Here is a 25429-nt window from a genome sequence, read left to right on the forward strand (position 1 = left end):
CGCATGGTTTGGCTCGCGATGCACTCACCGATGGCTGTCTTCGAGCTCGATGTCGAGACCCGCCATGATTCGCACGCCGGAGTTGTACCAACCGACGACGAGCACCAGCGCGATCATCTCCGGCTCGCCGAGGAACGCCGCGGCGTTGCGCCAGGTCTGGTCGCTGACCGCAACGTTCAGCGTCGACTCCTTGGCCAGCGCCATGACCGCCTTCTCCTCGACGCTGTACAGGGACGACGTTTCGAAGTCCGGAACCGCATCGAGCTGCGCCTGCGTGAGCCCGGCCTTCAGGCCGTGCGACTGGTGGTGCGCCACCTCGTACTCCGACTTCGTCAGATGCCCGACGGTCAGGATGGCGAGTTCGCGCAGGCGTGGGCTCAACGGCGAGCTGCGCAGCGCGTTCGCGTACGTGAGAAAGCCGTCCAGCAAGTCCGGCGTCTGCGTCAGCGCCAGGAAGATGTTGGCGGTGGGAAGCTTCCGCTCGCGCTCCAGGCGATCGAAGATCGCTTGATTCGGGCTGTCGGTGCGTCGCAGGTATTTGATTCGTGCCATGGGTGTCCTTGCTGCCGTATCAACTTGCAGTGGCCGCAGCCTTGGCCGCGATCCGCTTCTGGATGTACGTCTCCAGCGTTTCGGGGTTCGGCATCTTTTCGGGCTTGATGGTGGGTGTGGCTTCGAAACTCGTGGCCTCGACGTACCAGCGCTCGGACGCCGGCAAACCCCAGCGCACGTTCGTGCTGAGCGATGCGGCGTCCCAGCGCACGGGCTCGATCTCGATGTCGATCGTCTGGTAGTGACTGCCGAAGAGCTCGATGCGATGGCCGTCCGGGTCGCGCAGGTACACGAACAGCATTCCGCCAGGCCCGTGTCGCCCCGGCCCGCGCTCCACCGAGTCGGAGTAGCCGTAGTTGCCGGCCAGGTCGCAGGCCGTGAAGATGTGATGCGATTCGGGGATCGTGTAGGCGAAGTGATGCAGCTTCGGGCCGGCGTTCTCGACGATGGCCAGATCCAGGCAGGTGCCCTTGCGGTACATGAAGGCCCCGAGCAACTTGTCGCCGTGCTCCAGGTACTCGGAATTTCGAAAACCGAGCTGGCTGTAGAAATCACACAGCGCGTAGCAGTCAGGCGCGAAGATCTGGAAGTGGTCCAGGCGCTGCGCATGCGCACCGGTGAACAGTTCGCGCTTCAGGTACATGCGCTCGCAGGTCTTCATCTGCGCGCAGAGTTCGATCTTCGTGCCGATCGGGTCGGACACGTGCAGCGTACGGCCCTGGTGCGGCACATCGGCCCATTCGGCGGGCAGCCCTTGGCCCTTGAAGTATTGATACGCCAGATCGAGGTCTTCCTCGAAGAAGACGCGAAAGCCGATGCGTTTGCACGTGGCTTCGCCGCGGGTCTGAATCAGTACGAGGCTGTGATGGCAGGCTTCGGAGAGTCCGCGCAGATAGCACTCGGTCGGCGTCTCTTCGGTGATGACGAGCCCGACGATCTTCACGTAGAAGTCGCGGCTTTTCTCGAGGTCCGCGACGTGCAGGACCACATGGCTGGTGCGGGTAATGTTGAAAGGTGGACGCAGATTGACGGCGGGCAGCATGGATACCTCCAGTGGCGAACTTGATCAGCAGGCGCGATCGACCCGAATCTCGGACGCGAGCGCGGCGATCGCATCGAGTGCGAACTGGATGTTCGACTCGTCGACGAGCCGGCCATCCTTGATTTTCTCGTGGACGCCGGCGATGACCACCGGCGGGCGAACAACGACGCGTGACAGCGTGCTGGCGAAGGTTTCGCGGAGCTGGGCCTGCGCGCGCACGCCTCCCATGAAGCCGGGTGAGCTGCTCATGATCAAAACGTGCTTGCCCTTGAGCGATGAAGCATTCGCAGGTCGCGACGCCCAATCCAGGGCGTTCTTCAGGACACCCGACGTGCCGGCGTTGTATTCGGGTGAGCAGACGACGAGCCCGTCTGCCGCTTCGACGGCGGCCCTGAATTCAGCCACGCCCGCGGGAAGTTCGGCCCCCTCGAGGTCACCGCTGTACAAGGGCACTCCATCCAGCGGCACCAGCGAGAGCTCGATCGCCTCCGGCAGGCGCTCCCGCAAGGTTCGAAGAATCGCCGTGTTGTTGGAGTTCTTCCGCAGGCTTCCCGAAATGCCTGCCAGTCGAAGTTGACGCATCTGTCTTTCCTTTCAAAAACGATGTCGGGTGGCGTCGCTGCGCCGGATTTCCAACGCCTTCGCCCAGGGGCGGAATCAGGTCGAGATCGCCGGACAGACTCCGGACGTCTCGCAACACTCGAAGAAGCAGGGCCATGGTCAACTCCGTTTGACGCCGAGTTCAGCAGCACGCTTGAACGGCAACGCGTCCCATCCCCAGTAGCCGGCGTCGCTGCCCAGGGATTCCTCGATGCGAAGGACTTCGTTCCACTTCGCCATGCGCTCGGAACGCGAGAACGAGCCGACCTTGAGCTGACCCGCATCCCAACCGACGCTGAGGTGCGCAATCGTCACGTCCTCGGTCTCCCCGGATCGGGCCGAGACGATGGTCCCGAAGCCCGCCTTCTTGCCGGCTTGCAGGGCCGCATGCGCCTCGGTCAGCGTCCCGGCCTGGTTGGGCTTGATCAGCACGGCATTCGCGCTGCCCTTCTCGGCTGCCTCAACCACGCGCGACGCATTCGTCACGAGGAAGTCGTCTCCGATGATCTGGCACTGCGAGCCGTACGCTTCGGTGAAGAGCCGGAATCCATCCGGGTCGTCCTCGGCCAGCGGGTCCTCGATCGACAGGATCGGGTAGGTGTCGAGCCATCCGCCCAGCATGTCGATCATGCCGTCCGAGTCGAGTGTTCGACTCTCGAGTGCCAGGTCGTAGCGGCCGCTGCGCCCGAACTCCGAGGCCGCGATGTCGAGCGAGATGCCGACCTGTTCACCCGCGCGCAAGCCGGCATCGAGGATGGCCTGCATCAACGTGTCGAGTGCCTCCTCGTTGGACGCAAAGGCGGGCCAGTAGCCGCCCTCGTCCGCCACGCCCTGCAGCTTGCCGGCTTTCTTGAGCAACGCGCCGGCGGCCAGGTAGACCTCGGCCGTCCATTCAAGCGCTTCGCCGAACGACCGAGCAGCGGGACACATGATCATGAAGTCCTGCACGTCGACACGTCGCGCCGCATGCGCTCCGCCGCCGAAGATCTGGATCTCCGGCAGCGGCAGGCGGACCTTTCTCGCTCCGGCAAGATGACGCCAGAGCGGTTGTCCCGCGGCAGCCGCAGCCGCATGCAGCAGGGCCATCGAGGTGGCGACCATCGCGTTGCCACCGAGGCGGCTGCGGTTGCTCGTGGCGTCCAGCGCGACGAGCCGACCGTCCAGATGCGCCTGGTCACCGACTTCCAGTCCTGCCAGGTGATCCGAGATCGGCCCGTTGACGGCCGCGCACGCCTGGCCGACATCCATGCCGCCGAAGCGCGTGCCACCATCTCGCAGGTCAAGGGCTTCGCCGCTGCCGGTCGAGGCGCCCGCGGGAGCGATGGCGCGCGCGATCACGCCATTGCGCAACTCCACTTCCGCTTCGACGGTCGGGCGGCCGCGGGAGTCCCACACTCGGCGGCCGTGAACTTGTTTGATTCTGGTGTCGCTCATCGCTGTTCCATGCTCATGTCGGTGTGCTCAGTGGGTGTGGTGTGCGACGTCATTCGGATCGGGCACCGATCAGCACGAATGCCACCGTGGCCGCTCGCTCGGTCTTGTTGCGCCATGCATGCCGAGTGCCGTTCTGCACGACCACGTCGTGCTGGCGCAGCAGCGTGGGGCGGCCTTCATCCAGTTCCAGCCAGATCTCGCCGTCGAGCACGATCGCGTAGTCGACGGTCGGCGTCGTGTGCTTTCCATCGGGCTCGAAGCGCTCAGCCAAACCCGGGCTGATCGCGAGGTTCTCTCGCACCGCAGCGGCAGGGTCGAACCCAGGATCCGCGAACACGGAATCGGGCGGGAACGTCACGACGATGAAGCGTGTCTCTGCCGGCCCGGGGACGAAACTCGTGACCCCGGGTGTCGGGTCGGCGCCATCGAAGGGCAATCGGGGCGGCGCCGCGGTGGCCCAGACCAGTCGCGACACCATCCCGGGGATGTGCTGAAAGGCGTCGGTGCGCGGCGGGACCGATTGCATTGCAACGCAGCTGGACCCGTCCTCACCATGGCCGGTCACCAGGCGGTTGATCTCGATGGGAACGCCGGAGATGGAGGAAGTGTCAGACGCCAAGATAGGCCTCCTTGATCTGCGGATTGCTCAGCAGGCGCTCCGGTTTACCGGACGTGATGATTCGGCCCTGCTCGATGACATAGGCGTGGTGCGCCACCGCGAGTGCCTGATGGATGTTCTGCTCGACCAGCATGACCGCGACGCCGCGCTCGTTGATGCGCTGGATGATCCGGAACATGTCCGCGACGATGAGTGGCGACAAACCGAGCGAGGGCTCGTCCATCAACAAGAGCCGTGGCCGCGCCATCAACGCCCTGCCGATGGCCACCATCTGTTGCTGACCGCCCGACATCGTGCCGGCGATCTGGGCGCTGCGCTCCCGAAGCACCGGCAGCAGCGCGAAAACCTCTTGCAACGTGTCCCGGTACTTGGCACGAGCCTCGGCGCGATAGCCACCCAACTCGAGGTTCTCGAGAACCGTCATCTGGGTGAACAGGCGGCGCCCTTCCGGAACGATCGCCACCCCGTGATCGCACATGCGATGAGCGGGCATCGTCGTGACGTCCACCCCGTCGATCTTGATGCTGCCCCGGCTCGGTCGAAGAATGCCTGCGATCGAATTGATCAGCGTGCTCTTGCCGGCGCCGTTGGGCCCGACGACCGAGACGATCTGCCCTGCGTCGATGTCCAGGGAAGCGCCCCAGACCGCCGGCGCGTCGCCATAGGCGACGTGAACGTCGCGAACCTCAAGCAGCATGGGCGACTCCCAGGTAGACGCCGATGACCTCGGGGTTCTGCATGGTCTCGTGCGGGTCGCCCAGGGCGAGGAGCTTGCCCTGGTCGAGCACCGCCACGCGGTCTGCCAGTGCAACCACCGCGCGCATCACATGCTCGACGAAGACGATGGTGGTCCCGCCGGCGCGGATCTTTCGTATGAGATCGATCGCCTGATCCACTTCCGACGGTGTCAGCCCGCACAGCACCTCGTCGAGCAACAGCAGCTTCGGACGTGCGGCCAAGGCCCGCGCGAACTCCACGAACTTTCGCTCGTGCAGGTTCAGAGTGGCGGGAAACTGATCGGCCTTTTCCGCGAGCCCCGCGAAGGCGAGCCAATGTCGCGCTTGCGTGCTGTCCTCGATCGCGCCATCGGCTCGACCGAATGTTGCACACAGGCGCACGTTGTCCAGCACGGTCAGGTGTTCGAACAGGCGCGGAATCTGGTAGGTCCGCGCGACGCCCCTGCGCGCCACCTCGTGCGGCTCGAGCGACGAGATCGACTGGCCGCTCAGCGCGATGCTGCCGGCCGACAGCGGGAAGTGGCCGCTGATCATGTTGATCAAGGTCGACTTGCCCGACCCGTTCGGGCCGACGAGTGCAAGGATTTCGCCTTGCATCACGCTGAGACTCACGCCACCGAGCGCCTGAAGTCCCCCGAAGCGCTTCTCTACATCGCGGCACTCGAGCAGCGGCTGGGCGCCGACGGCACGCGTTGAGGCTGGCGGTGTCGCAACGACGAGTGCCGGACCACCGTCGCCCCGAGCCCGCGGGGCTGTCGGCGGCCCGCTGAACAACGCGAGCAGTCGCGGCGCGATCCCCTGCGGCAGCACCAGGATCACGACGATCAGCGCGAGCGCGACACCGGCTTTGCCGAGCTCCGCATGGTTGCCGCCGACGAACATGCTGAGCGCGACGGTGATCAGCGTTGCGCCAATGGCTGGCCCCGCCCAATGGCGGGCACCCCCGAGGATGCTCATCAAGACGACATACAGCGGTACCGTGATCGAAAACGTGTCCGCCACCGTCACATAGCCCACGTAGGCTGCCTGGACAGCCCCTGCCGCTCCTGCGATCGCCGCCGAGATGCCGAAGGCCACGAGTTTGAAGCGCAACGTGGGGACGCCCTTGACCTCGGCGACATCCTCGTCGTCGTGAATGGCGAGCAGGCCGAGCCCGAGCCTGGAACGGTAGATCCATCGGGACACGGCCAGCGCGACGACCGCAAGCACCAACCCGAGCAGGTAGATCGTGCCGGGCACCGAGGTCCCGAATTGGGGCAGCGAGACACTGCTCAGATTGACCCCGGCGCCGCCGTCGATGGGCGTGTTCGAGACGATGGCGGCGAGCACGAACGTGACGGACAGCGTCAGCAGCGCGAAGAACTCCCCGCGCAGCGACTTGATGCGAAAGACGACCAAGCCGATGCCCACAGCGAGCAATGCGGCCATGCCCGCGGCCAATGGGATCGTGAGCAGGAAGGGCAACCCTGCCTTCGCAGCGAGGGTCGCCGACGTGTAGACCCCGGCGCCGAAGAACGCGGCGTGCCCGAAACTCCAGTAGCCCGCGTAGCCGCTCAGGATGCCCCAGCTTGTCGCCAGCGCCACCCAGAAGAAGACGATGTACAGGTACGACAGGTAGAAGTCGGCGGCGCCCAAGTACGGCAAGGCGAACAATGCAATCGCGCCGACCGCCGCCGCTGCTTGCAGGAGTTTGGTGTTCAGAGCCATTTCGGCTTCCAGATCAGCAAGCCGATCAAGATGGAGAACGCCACCAGCGGCGCCCAGGCAGGATTGACCGTCGCCATCGTGACCGACTCCGACACGCCGATCAGCACACCGGCCGCGAGGGCGCCGAGCGGATTGGCCAGGCCGCCGATGATCACGACCGCGAAGACCACGCCGATCCAGGCTTCGATCTGCGACGGAGCGAGCGTGGATGTGAGCGCGATGAACACACCGGCGACGCCGGCCGACGCAGAGCACAGACCTGCGAGCCCGTACGACAAGCGCCCGGCATTGATGCCGAATGCGGCGGCAATGGGACCGTCTTGCGCTGCCGCGCGCAGCGCCCGGCCGAGCAGCGTACGGTGCAGGCAGAGCCACGCGATCGTTGCGAGCAAAGCCGCGCAGACGAAGGCCGTCAGTTCGAGCACCGGCACGAAGATCGGTCCGATCCGGATGGAGGTCTGCGCGTAAGGTGTCTCGAACTTGCGGAAGTCGGCCGACCAGACCCACTGGATCAGCGACTCGATCAGCACGGTGACACCGAAGGTCACGAGCATCGACGCGAACTCGGTGACCTTGAAGTGCACGAACACCGCATGCAAGGCGACACCCACGACAAAGAACGCCGGCGCGATCAAGAGCAGCGCAGCCCACGGCGGAACGCCGAATTGCGTGCCGAGCTGGTACGTGAGGTAGGCACCCAGAAACGCCAGGGCGAAGTGGCTGAGATTGACGAGCCGGAGCAGCCCCCAGCTCAGGCTCAGGCCCATCGCCAGCAGCCCATACACGCCACCGAGCAGCATGCCGCCCAGCGCGGATTGGGCAAGCAGCGTGAAGCTCACGTCGATGCCCCCTGCATTGCGCACGACCGGCATCCGCTCGCACGATGAGGCCGCGCCGGGAAACGCGTGGCGGCGGGATCCTTCATGTTGCTTGTCTCCTAGTGCTATCGTTAGCACATTGTGTGCACATCAATGCCTCTCGTCAAGCGTTCATTAAGCCGCGGCTCCCCTGATTGACAGGTCTAGAATCGCTGGCTAACGTTAGCACTCGACTGACACCCGCACGCACAGACACCATGAGTACGTTGATCGCGCGCTATGCGCTAGGCGACACCACGCAATTCGGCATCCTGGACGGCAGGGTGCTCAAGCGCCTGGCCGGCCACCCGTTCGACAGCCTGACTGAAAGCGGCCACTTCGACCCGCTCGAAACGGTGAAGCTGCTGGCGCCGATCGACCGGCCGCGCATCTTCGGCCTGGGCTACAACTACAAGGCGCACTCGCAAGAAGTCGGCAAGGCCGTGCCCGAGATACCGGTCTTGTTCATGAAACCCAGCACCTCAGCCATCGGCCCCGATGACGCAATCGTCTATCCGCGAGATGGCGAGATCATTCACTACGAGGGCGAACTGACCGCCGTCATCGGCAGGCGTGCGCGCCACGTGCGCGAAGAGGACGCGCTGGACTGCGTGTTCGGATACACCTGCGGCAACGACGTCAGCGACCGTGTGCTGCAGCGCCAGGAGAGTACCTTCGGCTGCCTGCTGGCGGGCAAGGGCTACGATACGTTCGCGCCGATCGGCCCGTACATTGCGACCGGGCTGGACCCTGCGAACCAGCGGATCATCACCCGCGTCAACGGTGTCGTCCGCCAGGATGGCAACAGCCGCGACCTGCTCTTCAGCGTGCCCTATCTGGTCGCCCATCTGAGCAAGTACATGACGCTGCTACCGGGCGACCTCATCATGACCGGGACGCCGGCAGGTGTCGGACCAATCTCCGTCGGGGACACGGTGGAAATCGAGATTCCGGCAATCGGCGTGCTGCGGAACCCGGTGGTGGCCGAGCGTGATGTCTAGATCGGCCGACACGCTCGAGGTAGCCGCTCTCCGACAGGCGGCCAATCTTGCCGCGGGTCGGGTGTTTGCTCCGCCAGGTTGCGGCGAGGGGTAACTTGCCCCGTTACATTCGGCGCCCACCGAGGAGACGTGGTTTGCAGGTCTCAGCCCTTCCTACACCCCAACTGTTGGGGATGCGATACGACTCGGTGATGCAATACCGTGTTGCATACCGGGAGGTAGACTCGTTGGATGGTGAAATGCCCCGGTTGCGGTGAAGAAAACCCGCCGAAGTTCAGGCTGTGCGGGTACTGTGGCACGCCGCTCGCGGCGGCACCACCGCCGATTCCTGCGCATGAGATTCGCAAGACCGTCACGATCGTCTTCTCGGACCTGAAAGGCTCGACCGCGCTGACCGAACTCCTCGACCCGGAGACGATGCGCGAAGTCACCGATCGCTACTTCCGCGCGATGGCCGCGGAAATCACGCGCCACGGCGGCAAGATCGAAAAGTACATCGGCGACGCGATCATGGCAGTCTTCGGCCTGCCCCGGGCGCACGAAGACGACGCGCTGCGCGCGGTGCGCGCCGCCGCCGGCATGCAGACCGCGCTGCAGCAGGTCAACGAAGACCTGATGAAGCGCTATGGCGTCGCCCTCGCCAATCGCACCGGCGTCAACACCGGTGAAGTCGTCGCCAACGATGATCCGACCGTCGACCAGAAGCTCGCCACCGGCGATGCCGTCAACGTCGCCGCCCGGCTCGAGCAGGCCGCGCCGGAGAACCAGGTCTACATGGGCGAGACCACCTATCGGCTCGTGCGCGACGCCGTCAAGGTCGAGCCGGTCGAGCCGCTGGAGCTGAAGGGCAAGAGCCAGCGCCTGCCGGCCTTCCGCCTGATCTCGGTGCCGGGCCTCGACGGAAACGTGCGGCGCATCGACACGCCGGTCGTCGGCCGCGACGCCGAGATTGCCGCACTCGAAGCGCTCTACGACGATGTGTCGACGCACCGGGTCGCACGCCTGGCGACGATCGTCGGCGACGCGGGTGTCGGCAAGTCACGCCTGGTCCATGAAGTGCTCGAGCGCGTCGCCGTCGGCTCGCGCGTGCTGCGCGGCCGCTGCCTGCCGTACGGCGAAGGCGTCACCTTCTGGCCCCTGCGTGGCATGCTCAACGAGGTGGCCGACATCCGGACCGACGACCTGCCCGAGGCCGCGCGCGCGAAGGTGTTGCGTGTCGTCGCCGACCCCGACGTGGCCGATCGACTGAGCTCGGCGGTCGGCCTCAGCGCGACGCAGTTTCCGTTGGTCGAGCTCTACTGGGCGGCGCGCAAGTTCCTCGAGGGCCTCGCTGCCGATCGACCGGTCGTCGCGCTGCTCGACGACATTCACTGGGCCGACGCTGCCCTGCTCGACCTGATCGAGCACCTGCTCGACGCATCGTCCGATGCGCCGATGCTCTTGCTCGCGACGACGCGACACGACCTGATCGAGGAACGCCCGCAATGGAGCGAGCGCGCTGGGGCCATCCGGCTCGTGCTGCTGCCGCTCAGCCAGGAAGCGAGCGCCCAGGTGGTCACGAATCTGCTGGGTGCGGCCGGGCTGGCGCCCGAGGTGCTCGATCGCATCGTCGCCGCCGCGGAAGGCAACCCGCTGTTCGTCGAGCAGATGCTGTCGATGCTGATCGACACCGGTGCGCTGCACCTCGAGGACGGGCGCTGGGTGCGCGGCGAGAAGTACGGCGAGATCACCGTGCCGCCGACGATCCAGGCCTTGCTCGAGGCCCGGCTCGACAGGCTCCAACGCGAGGAACGCGCGGCGGTCGATCCGGCGTCGGTGATCGGCCTGGAGTTCGCGCAGCCCGCACTCGAAGCGCTTGCGCCGGCAGGCCTGCGCCCGACCATCGACAAGCAGCTGACGGCGCTGACCAGCAAGCAATTCATCCGGCCCACCGAAGCGCCGGGGCAGACCGAAGCGCGCTACCGCTTCGACCATCATCTGGTGCGCGAGACCGTCTACAACGGCTTGCTGAAGCGCGCGCGCGCCACGCTGCACGCCGACTTTGTGCGTTGGGCCGACCGGGTCAACGCGGAACGCGATCGCGGCCTCGAGTTCGAGGAAATTCTCGGCTACCACCTGGAGCAAGCACACCGCTACCTCTCCGAGCTCGGGCCCCTCGACGCCGACGGCGTCGCGATCGGTAAGGATGCGGCGGGCCGCCTCGGGCGCGCCGGCAGACGCGCGTTCGCGCGCAGCGACATGCATGCGGCCTCCAATCTCTACCAGCGGGCCAGCGCCCTGCTCTCTGTGAACGACCCGGAGCGGCTGGCGCTTCAGCCGCAGCTCGCCGAGGCGCTGATGGAGCGCGGCGATTTCGCCGCCGCGCGAACCGTTCTCGACGGCGCGACCGAGGTCGCGCAGCAGCTCGGCGATGAGCGGCAGAAGGCCGCGGCGCAGCTCGTGCGCATGCTGGTGCGCATGCACAGCGCCGAGCCGGGGGAGTGGAGTTCGCAGACATTGCAGGTCGCCACCGAGGCGATCCCCGTGCTCGAAAGGGCCGGTGCGCACAACGAGTTGGCTACCGCGTGGCGGTTGATCGTGTTGGTGCACGGGGTAGCGGGTCGCTACGCGCAGGTCGACGAGGCGGCGCAAAAGCTGTTGATCCATGCGCGCCAAGCGGCGAACGAACGGCTTGTCGCGCGCGCAGCCATGGCTATGGCGAACAGCGCGCTCTTCGGCCCGACTCCGGTGCCGCAGGCCATTGCGAAATGCGAGCAGCTGATCGCGGAGGGCCTGACAGATCGGCATGTCGAGGGCAGCATCATGTGCGCACTGGCGCAGCTGCGGGCCATGAATGCCGAGTTCGAAGTCGCCCGCTCGCTCTATCGGCAGGGGCGCTCGCTGCTGAGTGACCTGGGGCAAGGCGTGCGCGCCGCCGCCACCGGCATCGCCCTCGCGCGGGTCGAGTTGCTCGCGGGGGATCTCGCCGGTGCAGAGCGGGAACTGCGTGTCGACTGCGATTACCTGTCGGCGATCGGCGAGACCTTCTATCTGTCGAACGTGGCTGCGTTGTTATCACGTCTGATACGCGACCAGGGCCGCGACGACGAGGCCCTGCTCGTCTCGAAAACGGCCGAAGACGCCGCCGCGCCAGACGACATCGACGCGCAGATTTTGTGGCGATCGTTTCGCGCGCCGATCCTGGCGCGAGCCGGCGACGCAGCCGCTGCCGAGGCGATGGCACGCGAGGCTCTGCAGCTGGCCGAGCAGACCGAAGACCCGGTGTGCCGTGCGGACACGCTGTCCGAACTCGCGAGCGTGCTTGCGCTGGCTGACCGCGACGACGAGGCGCGTCAGGTGCTGGCGCAGGCGCGGACGCTCTATGCGACGAAGGGGGATGTCGTGTCGGCGGGCAAGATCGAGCGGCTGGCCGACCAGTTGGCATAGCGATACAAGGAACAACGCCGAAGTGCAGTTGACTGCACTTCGGCGCGGTGTGGAGAACGAAAGTCGACGACCGTCAGGCGCCGAACTTGCCGTTGTCAAGAGCGTGGATCACGTACTCGTAGTAGCCCTTCGATCCCTTGAGGAAGTCATTTCTTTCGGCGACGCAGGGCTTGTCGGGCTTAGGAAGGCCAGCTCCGCATGGAGGAACCTCGATCTGCGCTCCGGTGTTGGGCGGATCGGTCGGGAAGGTCGGGAGTGTCGGCGTGTAGAAGATCTTTATCTGGCCTATTGGCGGAATCGGCTTCTTGGCTGCGAGCGATGATGCGTCCTGACGCAGGAAGATCGTTATCACTGGGCTGTCGAGAGGAAGATAGACCTTCGACCCATCGATTGCCTTGTTGATGGTGATGTCTGATTCGAGGCCATAGCAGAAATAGCTCGCATCGATATTTGGTGCGCAGGGGGTCGTGGAGCCAGCAATGTTTTCGGTGATCGCGTTGTCGGTAACAAGGCCTGCCACTGCCGGAACGGTCACCTTTGTCGCGAACGGATTCGTGGAATCCGCTTTGCCGCTCACCCCGGTGAAGAAGTCGCCTCCGCCCGGCTTCAGTACAGTGTTCACATGCCCTTTCACGTCCAAGGTTTCAGTGAGTCCCGTATCGCCACTTATCGGCAGGCTGAAGTGAGCCGGTGGCGCGCCACTGCTGGCGCCTTCAGAGAAGTCTGTCACCTCATCGAAATGGATCGATGTCCCGCTCTTCGGCGCTTGGAAGAACAGGAAGAAGTCGCGCGAGTCATTGCTCTTGAGCTGGCCGATCTGGCAAACCACCGAGGCAGCAGAGGCGGCGGAGCACTTCGGAGAGACAGAGCCAAGGTTCAGGGTGCTGTTATACGGGGCGACATCGCTGGCCCCCACGACGGTCGTCGTTAGGGTGAATACGACTTGATTGATGGTGTTGCCACCGCGATTTGTCAACGTCGCTCTGTATGCCACGTACGTGTTCAGGTCGGTTCGGCTGACCGAAACCGAACCCGCAGGCTTCACGTCAAGTGTCACAAAGAGGTCTGACGCGGCGGCGCCCCATGCAGCCGGTGCGAGGCAGACGGTCGTAGCTGTGACCGCAGCCGCCATAGCCTTTGACCACGCAGAGCGCTTCGCGATCGGCGCTCGAGTTTCGGGAACGGACATTTCACTCTCCAATGGCCGGCCGCTGGGGGCCGAAATCCTGTTTGACACGAAGCAGGCGGGTCGCCAGGCTGGCTCGCCACCACTTCCACTGAGACCTAATACCGGTTTGTATACCAATATGTATCACAATGTTGGATAGTTAGCCAAGCAGTTCACGAAGTCCATCCCTAATGCGCATGACGAACAACAGTCGTCGCAGGCGCGCAAGGCGGGAAACCCTTCCGCTCAGCCGGCGCCTGGCGTTCCCCGGGTGTCGGCCTTGGGCCTGCCCCTGCCCTCGTCGAACCTCAGCACCGAGAACTTGCCGTCGCCCTCCAGGTAGGCCTTGCGTACCTGTCGCAGGTCGGTGACGCCGGCTTCGCGCAGCTGGGATTCCAGGTCGTCGCGGGTCAGGTATTCCCTGCGCAGGTTCCGCCCGACGATCCGCCCTCGGTCGACGAGCAGCAGCGGCTTGGGCTCGGTAGTTGAGTCGAACGCGATCAGCGCATCGTCGGTGCCGGGCCCGGGTCCACGCCCGAGGCGGGCTCGCTTGCACGTGCTGTCTGTTCCTACAAGGCGCGCCTCGAGAGTTGCCATGCGCTGGCCCGAGAATCACCGCATGACCCTACCGAAGCGCCGCCGCGACGCGCCCGCCTCCGCGACGTCGCGCGAGGCCACGCTGCACCTGTGGCTCGATGCGCTGCGCCGCGGCGCCGATGCCGCCGAGCTGCGCGCCCTGCCCGCGCTGCCGGATGAGGATGCAGCCCGCGTGATGGCGCTGCTGCGCGAACCAGCGGCCGTGCCCGCCGCGGCGAAGCCGCCGCCTGCCCGGCCGGCGGCACGCGCATCGAGCGGCGACACGCCGGTTCCCGCCCAACTCGTCCCGCGCCTCGATCTGCAGACACTGACCCGCGGCGACGGCCTGCTGGGCCTGCGCGCGATGAACGGCTTCGGCCCGCGCGGCGCGCAGCTGACGGTGGCACGCGTCAGCTGGACCTACGCGACCAACAACGGCCTGCACTGGGAAACGCCGGCGCCGACCGGCGTGCTGGGCAAGCGCCCGCAGCCGACGCAGTTGCTGCGCGGGGCCTGGAACGAACGCGTGCTGCTGCAGCGCGATCTCGCGGGCGAAGCCGACGCCAGCGATGCACTCGCCGCGACCGGCCTGCGCCCGCTGCCGCCGCAGGCGATCCAGTGGCGCGACCGCGAGGCCGGCGCGAGTCACACCGATCTGTGGTCGCTGCCGCAGGAAGCGCAGTTCGGCGACTTCTGGGCCGAACAGGTGCCGCGGCTGCAGGCGCTCGGCTGGGCCATCGTCGTGCAGCCGGGTTTCGCGCACCTGAGTGTGCCGGTCGATCGCTGGCGGCTGCTGATCGACCCGATCGACGGCAGCGAGCGTGGCCGCGAACTCGCCGAGCCGCTCGGCTCGGCGGCGCCGACCGCGGCATCGATCAAGGCGCTGCGCCAACCGGTGCGCGAGGGCTCGTTCATGCTGAGTCTGGGCGTCGAGGTCGACGGCGAAACGCTCGACCTTGCGCCGCTGCTCGCCGACCTGCTCAAGCGCGACGCGCGCTGGCTCGATGCGCGCGCGCTGGCCGCGATCGACGACGCCGCGACGATTGCGCTGCGCGCGCCCGGCGGCCGCCGCATCGAAGCTCCCGCGGGACCGCTGAAGGCGATCGTCGGCGCGATGCTCGAGCTGCTGACCGATCCGCGCCGCAACGCCGAAGGGCCGCTGCGCCTGTCGAGCTGGGAGGCACAGCGCGTCGAGGCGCTGCGGCTGTCGCTGCTCGACACGCAGGCTGCGCGCGCCGGCACGCACGGCGCGTGGCAGCTGCAGGGCGATGCCGGCCTGAGCGTGCTCGCGCAGCGCCTGCGCGCCGCGGGCACGCCGCCGGGGGTTGCCGCACCGGCGGGCTTGAGTCTGACGTTGCGCCCGTACCAGCTGCACGGGCTGGCCTGGCTGCAGTACCTGCGCGAGCATCGCCTCGCCGGCATCCTCGCCGACGACATGGGGCTGGGCAAGACCGCGCAGGTGCTCGCGCATCTGCTGGTCGAGAAGCACGCTGGGCGGCTCGACCGGCCAGCGCTGGTCGTGCTGCCGACCTCGCTGATCGCGAACTGGCAGACCGAGGCCGCGCGCCACGCGCCGGACCTGCGCGTGATCACGTTGCAAGGCGCGCAGCGCGCCCGCGACTTTGCGCGCATCGCCGAACACGACCTCGTGTTCACGACCTACCCGCTGCTGTGGCGTGACATCGACGCGCTGCAGGCGCAGCCCTGGCACCTGCTGATCCTCGACGAAGCGCAGATGGTCAAGAACGCCGCGAGCCGCGCCGCGACCGCGCTGCGCCGGCTCGACGCACGGCATCGCCTGTGCGTGACCGGCACGCCGCTCGAGAACCACCTCGGCGAGTTGTGGGCGCACTTCGATTTCCTGATGCCGGGCTTTCTCGGCGACGCACGCAGCTTTCAGCGCCTGTGGCGCAAGCCGATCGAGACCAACGGCGAGACCTTGCGTGCCGAGCTGCTCGCGCAGCGCGTGCGCCCTTTCATCCTGCGCCGCCGCAAGGACGACGTCGCTGCCGAGCTGCCGCGCAAGACCGAGGTGATCCGGCGCGTGCAGCTGCAGGGTCAGCAGCGCGCGCTGTACGAGAGCGTGCGCGTCGCGGCCGACGAGCAAGTGCGCCGCGTGCTGCAGCGCCAGAGCTTCGCCGGCGCGCAGATCACGATCCTCGATGCGCTGCTGAAGCTGCGCCAGGTCTGCTGCGACCCCTACCTCGTCAAGGGCAGCAAGATGCCGGCGACGATGGAGCGCGCAAAGATGGCGCTGCTGTGCGACATGTTGCCCGAGCTCGTCGCCGAAGGCCGGCGCGTGCTGGTGTTCTCGCAGTTCACCGAGATGCTCGCGCTGGTCGCGGCCGAGCTCGAGGCGCTCGCGCTGCCGTTCCTCGCGCTGACCGGCGACACGCCGGTGCGCGCGCGCGGCGCCGTCGTCGCACAGTTCCAGGCGCGCGCGGTGCCGGTCTTCCTGCTCAGCCTGAAGGCCGGCGGCGTGGGACTGAACCTGACCGCGGCCGATACCGTGATCCACCTCGACCCGTGGTGGAACCCGGCCGTCGAACGCCAGGCGACCGACCGCGCGCACCGCATCGGCCAGGACCGGCCGGTGTTCGTCTACAAGCTCGTGGTCGAAGGCAGCATCGAGGAACGCATGCTCGCGCTGCAGGAGCGCAAGGCCGCGCTCGCCGAGGGCGTGCTCGGCTCGGACGCCGCCGGGGCGGTGAAGTTCAGTGCCGAGGATCTGCGCGGCCTGCTCGCGCCGCTCGCATGAGTTCCGCGGCGGGCGCCTCGGCACGCGACAATGCGGGCCGCACCATGACGAGCCCTGCCCTGTTCCACATCGCGTTCTACCGCTTCGTGCGGCTGCCCGAGCCGGCGCGTATCGCGCAGGCCGTGCGCACGCTGACGCACGAGCTGCTCGGCAGCGTGCTGGTCGCCGGCGAAGGGATCAACGGCGTGCTCGCCGGCGAGGCAACCGCGCTCGATCGCTTCGAGCATGCGCTGCGCAACGACGCGGCTTTCAGCGGTGCATTCGCCGGCCTCGCGTTCCAGCGCAGCGCCTGCCGCACGCCGCCGTTCGGGCGCATCAAGGTGCATCTGCGCGCCGAGATCCTGCCGCTCGGAATCGACGGCGTCGACGCGGTCGGACGCCGCGGCCTGCAGCTCGACCCGGTGCAGTGGCGTGCGCTGCTCGCCGATCCCGACGCGGTCGTGATCGACAACCGCAACCACTTCGAGCACCGGCTCGGGCGCTTTCGCGGCGCGGTCGACCCGCAGGTCGGCAACTTCCGCGACCTGCCGGCGTTCATCGCGGCACATGCGCCGGCCTGGCGCGAGCAGGGCCAGCGCGTCGCGATGTACTGCACCGGTGGCATCCGCTGCGAGAAGACCGCGGCGTGGATGCACGATGCCTTCGGGCTGCAGGTGCAGCAGCTCGAAGGCGGCATCCTGCGCCACCTCGCCGAGACTGCGAACGATGCGCCCCGCGCCGAGGGCGACTGGCAGGGCGAGTGCTTCGTCTTCGACAACCGCATCGCGCTCGACGCGCGCCTGCAAGAGACCGCGACGACCGCGGCCGAGGTCTACGCTGGCGACGCCGACGAGGGTTGGCGCCTGCAACGCGCGCAACGCTTGGCCGGCGTGACGTGAGCCTCGCCGCCCTGCCCTTGCCGACCCGCGACGGCGTCGGTCCGAGCTGCGTCGCACTGCCTGCCGGGCCGTGGGTGACGATCGCCGCGTGCCTGGCGGATCGCTTCCCGGCCATCGCTGCGTCGGTCTGGGCGACGCGCATCGGCGCCGGCGAGGTCGTCGACGAACGCGGCGTGCGCGTCACCCTGACGCGGCCACACCAGCCGCATCTGCGCATCTACTACTACCGCTCGCTGGTCGACGAGCCGCCGCTGCCATGCCTCGAGACCGTGCTGTATCGCGACGCGCACATCGTCGTCGCCGACAAGCCGCACTTCCTGCCGGTCACACCCTCGGGCAGCCATCTGCAGCAGACACTGCTGGTGCGTCTGAAGCGCAGCTTGGGGCTGGACACGCTGGCGCCAGTGCACCGCATCGACCGCGAGACCGCCGGGCTGGTGCTGTTCACGATCGACCCCGCGGCACGCGGGCGCTATCAGCAGCTGTTCGCGCAGCGCGAAGTGCACAAGGTCTATGAATGCATCGCGCCATGGCGCGCCGAGCTCGCGCTGCCGCGGCTGCACCGCAGCCGCGTCGTCGACGATCCGGTGCACTTCATGCGCATGCGCGAGACGCTCGGCGAACCGAATGCGCAGACCCGCATCGAGCTGCTCGAACGCCGCGGCGACTTCGCACGCTATCGGCTCGTGCCGCTGACCGGCCGGCGCCATCAGCTGCGCGTGCACTGTGCGGCACTGGGCTTGCCGATCGTCGGTGACCGCATCTACCCGGAGCTGCTGCCGCCGGGCACCGACGACGCGGCGCTGCCGCTGCAGCTGCTGGCGCGCTCGCTCGCGTTCACCGACCCGCTGACCGGCGCACCGCGTCACTTCGAGAGCCGCCTGCGGCTGCGGCCGCTGCCCGACGACGGTCACCAGTAGCCGGTGCGGTCGTAGTGGCGGTAGATGTCGATCTCCTCGAGGCGGCTCGGCGGCATCGACGCATCCCACTCGGGGGCGTGCTGGATCGCATCGCGGCTCATGTTGACCGCGACGATCTTGTCGGACCAGCTCACCTCCTGAATCCACTGTGGCGCGATCAGCACCTTGTGGCCCAGCCACCAGTTGCTGGTGTCGACGATCAGGTAGCGGATCGCCCAGCCTTCCTCATCGACGATCCAGTCCCGCACGTGGCCGATCTCGCCGTCCTGCGCCTTGATGTGGTAGCCGGTCGTGGCCTTGCACGAGCGCAGGTGCGGGTCGTCGTTGCGGTGGCGCGCCGCCATTTCGGCGGCGACCGCACGATCGGTCTCGAGCACGCCGGCGCCGGTTCCCGCGATACCGGCATCCGGCGTCATCAGCCCCGGCATCGTGCCGCCGCCCCAGGCACCCACGCTGTCCCAGTAGGCGGGGTAACCGTAGTAGCCGAGATAGTCCATCTCATGCTGCCGCGAGACCGGCCTGTCGGTGTCGATGTCCGGGCTGTTCCTGACCTGCTCGCGGGTGATCGACAGCGGCAAGACCTTCTCGTCGTGGTTCGGCGTGCCGATCGACACCGGCGAAATCAGCACCTTGCGGCTCGAGAGCCAGCCGCCGGTCTCGACGACCAGGTAGCGCACGACCCAGCGGTCATCGTCGAAGTAGAAATCCTTGACGCTGCCGATATCGCCGTCGGTCGCGCGCAGCGCGTAGCCCTGCAGATCCTTCAGGTTTTGCAACATGGCGTCTCTCCTGCGAGTGCATGTCAACCCAGTCTCGGCAAGCCTCTCGCGGGCGTCTGTCGGCTAGCTGCGGTGCCACCGGTAGGAGCGGGCCTACGCGGGCCGAAGCAGGCCGTCAGTGGTCATGGTGCAGGTACTTCTGCATGTAGGTCGTGAACGTGTAGAAGATCAACGAACCGCCGGCCGTGTAGCCGAGCACCGTGAAGAACGCCGCCTTGTGGTGGCGGAACAGCTCGCCGATGGTGCCGGCGCCCTTGTTGCCGCGCGTCTCCGCGGTCGAGGTCTCCTGCAGCGTGCGGCGCAGCACCAGCGCGATGACCGCGGTGATGGCGCCGATCACGAACGGGATGCGCCAGCCCCAGGCCTTCAGCTCGGCCTCGTCGAGAAACTGCTGCAGCATCACGATGACCGGAACGACGAGAAGAAGCCGCGCTGGCTGCGCGGTCGGGTCGGATCTGGCGTGCGGGATTGGGGCAGAGCGCTTGTTGCGCCCTGCCCCCACGCCGAATCAGCGCGTCACGCGGCCAGCAGTTGCGCCGAGACGCTGGTCGGCGCGAGCGCGTAGTGATCGAACTGCATCGAGTACTGCGCACGGCCGGACGACAGCGCGCGCAGCTGCCCGATGTAGCCGAACATCTCCTTCAGCGGCACCTGCGCCTCGACCGCGACCGCATTGCCGCGCGGCTGCTGGCCATGCACCGAGCCACGCCGGCGGTGCAGGTCGCCGATCGCATCGCCGAGGTACTCGGCCGGCGTGATCACCTCGACGGCCATCACTGGCTCAAGCAACTGCGGCGCGGCGCGCGCCGCGGACTCGCGGAACGCCGCAGCGGCCGCGAGCTCGAACGCCAGCGTCGACGAGTCGCGCTCGTGGAAGGCGCCATCGACCAGGGTCGCCTCGAAGTCGACGACCGGAAAGCCCGCGATCACGCCGGCCTCGGCCGCGCGCCGTACGCCGGCCTCGACGGCCGGGATGTACTCGCGTGGGATCGCGCCGCCGACCACTTCGCTCGCGAAGCGCACGCCCTCGCCGCGCGCCAGCGGCGCGATGCGCAGCGTGACCTGCGCGAACTGCCCGGGCCCGCCGCTTTGCTTCTTGTGCAGGTGCGTGAGCGCGACCGACTGCGTGATCGTCTCGCGGTACGCGACCTGCGGCCGACCGACACCGACGTTGACGCGGTGCCGCGCGCGCAGCTTCTCGATCGTCACCTCGAGCTGCAACTCGCCCATGCCCGACAGGATCGTCTGGCCCGATTCGGCGTCCTGCCGCACGCGCAGGCTCGGGTCCTCGCGCACGAGCGCGTGCAGCGCCTTGCCGAGCTGCTGCTGATCGGCCTGCGTCTTGGGTTCGATCGCGACATCGATCACCGGCTCGGGGATCGTGATCTGCTCCAGCACCAGCGGGTGCTTGCGCTCGGCCGCGCTGTTGCCGGTCAGCGTCTGACCCGTCAGCGTGTCCTTCAGGCCGACGATCGCCGCGATGTCGCCGGCCTGCAGCAACTCGCGCTCTTCGTGCTTGTCGGCGTGCACCTCGTAAAGGCGCGAGACACGCTCGGTCCGGCCGGTGCTCGTGTTCAGCACCGTGTCGCCGGGGCGCAGCTGGCCGCGGTAGACGCGCACGAAGGTCAGCGCGCCGTGGTCGTCGGTGACGACCTTGAACGCGAGCGCGGCCAGCGGCCCGTCCGCATCGGCATCGGGTTGCGTCGCGTCGCCCTTGACTTCGCCGGGCGCCGGCAGGTAGTCGACGACCGCGTCGAGCAGCGGCTCGACGCCGCGGTTCTTGAACGCCGCGCCCGCCAGCACCGGCACGAAAGCGCCCGCCAGCGTGCCGCGCCGGATGCCCGCGCGCAGTTGTTCGGCCGAGGGCTCGTGGCCGTTCAGCCAGCCTTGCAGCAGCGTGTCGTCGTGCTCGACGACAGCCTCGACCAGGCGCGCACGCCAGGTTGCCGCGGCCTCGCGCAAAGCGTCGGGGATCGGGGCGACCTCGAACGGCTCGCCGGCGACGCCGCCGGCCCACAGCAGCGCGCGCTGGTCGAGCAGGTCCACGACGCCACGGAAGGTGTCTTCGGCGCCGATCGGCAGCTGCAGCAGCAGCGGGCGCACGCCGAGGCGTTCCTGCAGCATCTGCACGACGCGCAGGTAGTCGGCGCCGACGCGGTCGAGCTTGTTGATGAACGCGAGACGCGGCACGCCGTACTTGTCGGCCAGGCGCCAGTTCGTCTCGGTCTGCGGCTCGACGCCGGCGACGCCGTCGAACACGACGACCGCACCGTCGAGCACGCGCAGCGAACGGTTCACCTCGATGTTGAAATCGATGTGGCCCGGGGTGTCGATGATGTTGATCTGCGCGCCGTGCCAGAACACGGTCGTCGCAGCGCTGTTGATCGTGATGCCGCGCGCCCGCTCCTGCGGGTCGAAGTCCATCGTCGTGTTGCCGTCGTGGACCTCGCCGACGCGGTGGTTCGCGCCGGTGTAGAAGAGGATGCGCTCGGTAGTCGTGGTTTTGCCCGCATCGACGTGCGCGATGATGCCGATGTTGCGCAGCGCCCGCGTGGCGGTGCCGCGAAGCTTGTTCGAGTTGGTGTTCATGCGAATCTCGTGAGTGCCTGAAGGGCCGGGCCCCAGGCGAGATTCGCCGCAGGCTCAGCCGCTGACTTGCAAAGCGGTGGCGATGCACCTTGCCGACGTGGCGCCAAAGGGCGAGCGCAAGCTCCCCGCACTTCGGCGGGCACGAATCGTGGCAATCAGCTTGTCAAAGGTGCGGCAGGTACGCATGGTGGCGAGATGGGTTCGGCCACGCCGAAATTCAAGAACGCTCGTTCAGGAATTCGACGCGGACGCGCAGGATAGCGCAGACGGCGGATTCGTGCCGAGCACGAACTCGGCGCGCACGACGGTGGAATCGCCGACGTTGCGCTGCAGTTGGGCACCGAGCCCGCGCGCGAGCGCGATCATCGCGGTGTTGCCCCACAGCACGTCGCCGAACAGCCGCCGCACGCCATGCGCACCGGCATGCTCGGCGAGGCGCATCAGCAGCTCGCGGCCGAGGCCGGCGCCCTGCCAGTCGTCGGCAATCGCGACCGCGAACTCGGCATCGGCGCTGTCGGCCCGCAGCACGTAGCGCGCGTCGGCGACGATCGCCTCGGTGCCTTCCGGCCGAGCGACGAACGCGACGTGATGGTGCTGGTCGATCTCGGTCATCGAGCGCGCCTGCTCGGGCGACAGCTCGCGCAGCCCGAAGTGGAAGCGGCGATAGCGCGACTGCAGCGACAGCGCGTTGACGAACGCGCGCTCGGCCGGCGCGTCCTGCGGGTTCACCGGGTCGACCTCGACGCGGCGGCCGTCGTTCAGTTCGACGCAGCGGCCGCCGAGGGTCGGGCGAGGCCCGCCGAGCAGGGATGCGAGTAGGGAATGCATGAAGCGGATGCTCGTCGCATGCGCCCTCGTGCGCAAACGAATATTCCGCACGCCTTGCATGCGGCCGCGGCATGCAAAACGGCCCCGCAGGGCCGTTTTTCTCCAGCTCAGGCGCCGACGCGCGACGCCTTCTTGCGATCGTGCTCTTTCAGGTGCCGCTTGCGGATGCGGATCGACTTCGGCGTGATCTCGACGAGTTCGTCGTCGGCGATGAACTCGACCGCGTACTCGAGCGTCAGGATGATCGGCGGCGTGATCTTGATCGCGTCCTCCTTGCCCGAGACGCGGAAGTTCGTCAGCTGCTTGCCGCGCACCGCGTTGACGACGAGGTCGTTGTCGCGCGAGTGGATGCCGATGATCATGCCCTCGTACAACGGGTCGCCGGCCTTCACGAACATGCGGCCGCGGTCGTCGAGCTTGCCGAGCGAATACGTCACCGCTTCGCCGTCGTCCTGGCTGATCAGCACGCCGTTCTTGCGGCCTTCGATCTCGCCCTTGAAGGGCTCGTAGCTGTCGAAGATGTTGCTGATCAGGCCGGTGCCGCGCGTCAGGTTGAGAAACTCGTTCTGGAAGCCGATCAGGCCGCGCGCCGGGATCTTGTACTCGAGGCGCACGCGGCCCATGCCGTCCGGTTCCATGTTGACCAGCTCGGCGCGGCGTTCGCCGAGCGCCTGCATCACCGCGCCCTGGTGCTGGTCTTCGACGTCGGCGGTGACCGCCTCGATCGGCTCGAGGCGCTCCTCGCCCTCCATGTGGAACACGACGCGCGGCTTGCTGACTGCCAGCTCGTAGCCTTCTCGGCGCATCGTCTCGAGCAGGATCGTCAGGTGCAGTTCGCCGCGGCCCATGACCTCGAAGATGCCGTCCTCGTCAGTCTCCTTCACGCGCAGCGCAACGTTGCTCTGCAGCTCGCGCTGCAGGCGGTCCCAGAGCTGGCGGCTGGTCACGAACTTGCCTTCGCGGCCGGCCAGCGGCGAGTTGTTGACGCAGAAGTTCATCGTCAGCGTCGGCTCGTCGACCTTCAGCATCGGCAGCGGCACCGGGTTCTCGATGTCGGTCAATGTGACGCCGATGCCGATGTTCTCGATGCCGTTGATCAGCACGATGTCGCCGGGGCCGGCCTCGGTCGCCTGCTGGCGCTCCAGGCCCTCGAACTTCAGCACCTGGTTGACGCGCGCGTTGAACGGCGTGCTCTCCGGGCCGCTGTAGACCGCGACGTTCTGCATCGGTTTCAGCGTGCCCTGGTTGATGCGGCCGATGCCGATGCGGCCGACGTAGGTCGAGTAGTCGAGCGAACAGATCTGCAGCTGCAGCGGCGCATCGACCTCGCCGGCGTGCGCGGGCACGTGGCTCAGCACGGTGTCGAACAGCGGCGCCAGGTCGGTGCCGATCTCGCCCTGCGTCATCGTCGCCCAGCCATTCAGGCCGGACGCGAAGACGACCGGGAAGTCGAGCTGCTCTTCGGTCGCGCCGAGCTTGTCGAACAGCTCGAAGGTCGCGTTGATCACGTAGTCGGCACGCGCACCCGGGCGATCGACCTTGTTGACGACGACGATCGGCTTCAGGCCGAGCGCCAGCGCCTTCTTCGTGACGAAGCGCGTCTGCGGCATCGGACCTTCGACCGCGTCGACCAGCAGCAGCACCGAGTCGACCATCGACAGCACGCGCTCGACCTCCCCGCCGAAGTCGGCGTGGCCGGGGGTGTCGACGATGTTGACGTGCGTGCCCTTCCACTCGACCGCGCAGTTCTTCGAGAGGATCGTGATGCCGCGTTCCTTCTCGAGGTCGTTGTTGTCCATCACGCGCTCGGCGACCTTCTCGTTCTCGCGGAAGGTGCCGCTCTGGCGCAGCAGCTGGTCGACCAGCGTGGTCTTGCCATGGTCGACGTGGGCGATGATGGCGATATTGCGGATCTGACGGGTCATGGTGTGGCAGCTTTCACTTCTTTGGAGTTCATGTCTTTTGAACAAGAAGGCCTTGCACCTCCACCGGGCTCAGAAGCCTTGTTGAAATCAGTTCGCCGGCGCTGATGTGCGCGCCGCCGAGGAATACGTTCGCGCCCGGTTCGCCGGGGGTCGCCTGCGGCGCCGGGCCGTAGACGCGCACGTTCGGCGCGTCGGGCAACGGCAGGCGGCGGCGCACGCCGCTGAGGAAACGGCCCGCATCTTCCATGCCGAGGCACACGACCGGCCAGTCGGCGAGCAGACTGTCGGCGTCCATCAGTGCGGCGTCGCGTTCGGCGTCCGACATCGCGGCGAGCTGTTCCAGCGTCAGCGCGCCATCGAGGGTCAGCGCGCCGCTGCCGGTGCGGCGCAACGCGCTCAGGTGCGCGCCGCAACCGAGCGCCGCGCCGATGTCTTCGGCGAGCGTGCGGATGTAGGTGCCCTTGGAGCAGCGCACGTCGAGGGTCCACGTGTCATGGTCGCCCTGATTTTCGACATCCACGATGTCGAGGGCGTGAATCGTCACCGCGCGCGCCTCGCGTTCGACCGCGATGCCGGCACGCGCGTATTCGTAGAGCGCCTTGCCCTCGCGCTTCAGTGCCGAGTGCATTGGCGGCACCTGAAGAATCGGGCCGGTGAACTGCTCGCAGGCGGCCTGCAGCTGGGCGCGCGTGACGTTCACGTCGCGCGTTTCGAGCACCTCGCCTTCGGCGTCGCCCGTCGTCGTCGTGGCGCCGAGCTTCAGGGTGGCCAGGTAGCGCTTGTCGGCATCCAGGCTGATCTGCGAGAACTTCGTCGCCGCGCCGAAGCACAGCGGCAGCAGCCCGGTCGCGAGCGGATCGAGCGTGCCGGTGTGGCCGGCCTTCTCGGCGCGGTACAGGCGCTTGGCCTTCTGCAACGCATCGTTGCTCGACAGGCCGATCGGCTTGTCGAGCAAGAGCACGCCATGCACGGCGCGCTTGGGAATCCGGACGCGTTGCGGGTGCATCAGGACTCCCGCCGGGCCGCCCCAAGG

20 protein-coding genes and 1 pseudogene are annotated in these 25429 nt (G+C 67.4%); 5 read left to right on the forward strand and 16 right to left on the reverse strand.

Annotated elements, in window-relative coordinates:
• Positions 1-24: 24 nt before the first annotated feature.
• The 8 genes from AC1DTW_RS06730 to AC1DTW_RS06765 all read right to left on the reverse strand — a co-directional run bounded on the left by AC1DTW_RS06730 (position 25) and on the right by AC1DTW_RS06765 (position 7554).
• A complete protein-coding gene (locus tag AC1DTW_RS06730) occupies positions 25-552 on the reverse strand; it encodes a carboxymuconolactone decarboxylase family protein (RefSeq protein ID WP_477980264.1) in 528 nt (175 codons plus the stop codon).
• A gap of 19 nt (positions 553-571) precedes the next feature.
• Positions 572-1594 (reverse strand): VOC family protein, encoded by a 1023-nt coding sequence (locus tag AC1DTW_RS06735; RefSeq protein WP_477980265.1) that lies wholly within the window; start codon positions 1592-1594, stop codon positions 572-574.
• A gap of 24 nt (positions 1595-1618) precedes the next feature.
• Positions 1619-2176 (reverse strand): NADPH-dependent FMN reductase, encoded by a 558-nt coding sequence (locus tag AC1DTW_RS06740; RefSeq protein ID WP_477980266.1) that lies wholly within the window; start codon positions 2174-2176, stop codon positions 1619-1621.
• A 138-nt stretch (positions 2177-2314) separates the two neighbouring features.
• Positions 2315-3628 (reverse strand): phosphopyruvate hydratase, encoded by a 1314-nt coding sequence (gene eno / locus AC1DTW_RS06745; protein WP_477980267.1) that lies wholly within the window; start codon positions 3626-3628, stop codon positions 2315-2317.
• A gap of 49 nt (positions 3629-3677) precedes the next feature.
• Positions 3678-4154, reverse strand: a complete 477-nt coding sequence (locus AC1DTW_RS06750) for a cupin domain-containing protein (protein WP_477980268.1) — start codon at positions 4152-4154, stop codon at positions 3678-3680.
• A gap of 82 nt (positions 4155-4236) precedes the next feature.
• A complete protein-coding gene (locus AC1DTW_RS06755) occupies positions 4237-4944 on the reverse strand; it encodes an ABC transporter ATP-binding protein (protein WP_477980269.1) in 708 nt (235 codons plus the stop codon).
• Positions 4934-6691 (reverse strand): branched-chain amino acid ABC transporter ATP-binding protein/permease, encoded by a 1758-nt coding sequence (locus tag AC1DTW_RS06760; protein ID WP_477980270.1) that lies wholly within the window; start codon positions 6689-6691, stop codon positions 4934-4936. The genes AC1DTW_RS06755 and AC1DTW_RS06760 overlap by 11 nt, the downstream gene beginning before the upstream one ends.
• A complete protein-coding gene (locus AC1DTW_RS06765; protein ID WP_477980271.1) occupies positions 6682-7554 on the reverse strand; it encodes a branched-chain amino acid ABC transporter permease in 873 nt (290 codons plus the stop codon). Before AC1DTW_RS06765 ends, AC1DTW_RS06760 begins: the two co-directional genes overlap by 10 nt.
• Before the next feature lie 212 nt (positions 7555-7766).
• Here AC1DTW_RS06765 and AC1DTW_RS06770 point away from each other — a divergent pair, with 212 nt between their 5' ends.
• A complete protein-coding gene (locus AC1DTW_RS06770) occupies positions 7767-8549 on the forward strand; it encodes a fumarylacetoacetate hydrolase family protein (protein WP_477980272.1) in 783 nt (260 codons plus the stop codon).
• Between the two features lie 231 nt (positions 8550-8780).
• On the forward strand, positions 8781-11975 hold the full coding sequence (locus AC1DTW_RS06775; protein WP_477980273.1) for an AAA family ATPase: 3195 nt from the start codon (positions 8781-8783) through the stop codon (positions 11973-11975).
• Positions 11976-12048: 73 nt separating this feature from the next.
• Here AC1DTW_RS06775 and AC1DTW_RS06780 read toward each other — a convergent pair whose 3' ends face one another.
• Positions 12049-13164, reverse strand: a complete 1116-nt coding sequence (locus AC1DTW_RS06780) for a hypothetical protein (protein ID WP_477980274.1) — start codon at positions 13162-13164, stop codon at positions 12049-12051.
• 225 nt (positions 13165-13389) lie between these two features.
• Entirely contained in the window at positions 13390-13740 is a 351-nt protein-coding gene (locus AC1DTW_RS06785; protein WP_477980275.1) for a YetF domain-containing protein, read from the reverse strand.
• Between the two features lie 22 nt (positions 13741-13762).
• Between AC1DTW_RS06785 and AC1DTW_RS06790 the strand changes: the two genes are divergently transcribed.
• From AC1DTW_RS06790 to AC1DTW_RS06800, 3 genes are read left to right on the forward strand one after another with little or no spacing between them, the layout of a single operon-like run.
• Positions 13763-16477, forward strand: a complete 2715-nt coding sequence (locus AC1DTW_RS06790; RefSeq protein ID WP_477980276.1) for a DEAD/DEAH box helicase — start codon at positions 13763-13765, stop codon at positions 16475-16477.
• Positions 16478-16521: 44 nt separating this feature from the next.
• A complete protein-coding gene (gene trhO / locus AC1DTW_RS06795) occupies positions 16522-17355 on the forward strand; it encodes an oxygen-dependent tRNA uridine(34) hydroxylase TrhO (RefSeq protein WP_477980277.1) in 834 nt (277 codons plus the stop codon).
• Entirely contained in the window at positions 17352-18275 is a 924-nt protein-coding gene (locus AC1DTW_RS06800) for a pseudouridine synthase (RefSeq protein ID WP_477980278.1), read from the forward strand. The genes trhO and AC1DTW_RS06800 overlap by 4 nt, the downstream gene beginning before the upstream one ends.
• On the opposite strand, the gene AC1DTW_RS06805 is transcribed toward AC1DTW_RS06800, so the two are convergent.
• The 6 genes and pseudogenes from AC1DTW_RS06805 to truB form a co-directional block, all read right to left on the reverse strand.
• A complete protein-coding gene (locus AC1DTW_RS06805) occupies positions 18266-19054 on the reverse strand; it encodes a PRC-barrel domain-containing protein (RefSeq protein ID WP_477980279.1) in 789 nt (262 codons plus the stop codon). The two genes, AC1DTW_RS06800 and AC1DTW_RS06805, sit on opposite strands and share 10 nt — an antisense overlap.
• 130 nt (positions 19055-19184) lie before the next feature.
• A pseudogene (locus AC1DTW_RS06810) lies at positions 19185-19478 on the reverse strand (alpha-ketoglutarate permease); the annotation flags it as partial.
• 92 nt (positions 19479-19570) lie between these two features.
• Positions 19571-21643, reverse strand: coding sequence for an elongation factor G (gene fusA / locus AC1DTW_RS06815; protein ID WP_477980280.1), 2073 nt, complete (start codon positions 21641-21643; stop codon positions 19571-19573).
• 231 nt (positions 21644-21874) lie between these two features.
• A complete protein-coding gene (locus AC1DTW_RS06820) occupies positions 21875-22471 on the reverse strand; it encodes a GNAT family N-acetyltransferase (RefSeq protein WP_477980281.1) in 597 nt (198 codons plus the stop codon).
• Between the two features lie 107 nt (positions 22472-22578).
• Positions 22579-24396, reverse strand: coding sequence for a translational GTPase TypA (gene typA, locus AC1DTW_RS06825; RefSeq protein WP_477980282.1), 1818 nt, complete (start codon positions 24394-24396; stop codon positions 22579-22581).
• 28 nt (positions 24397-24424) lie between these two features.
• The gene (truB, locus tag AC1DTW_RS06830) at positions 24425-25402 is read right to left on the reverse strand and encodes a tRNA pseudouridine(55) synthase TruB (protein WP_477980283.1); all 978 of its coding nucleotides are present in this window, start codon (positions 25400-25402) and stop codon (positions 24425-24427) included.
• Positions 25403-25429 lie beyond the last annotated feature (27 nt).

The organism is Rhizobacter sp. P5_A1 (genome assembly GCF_056400745.1).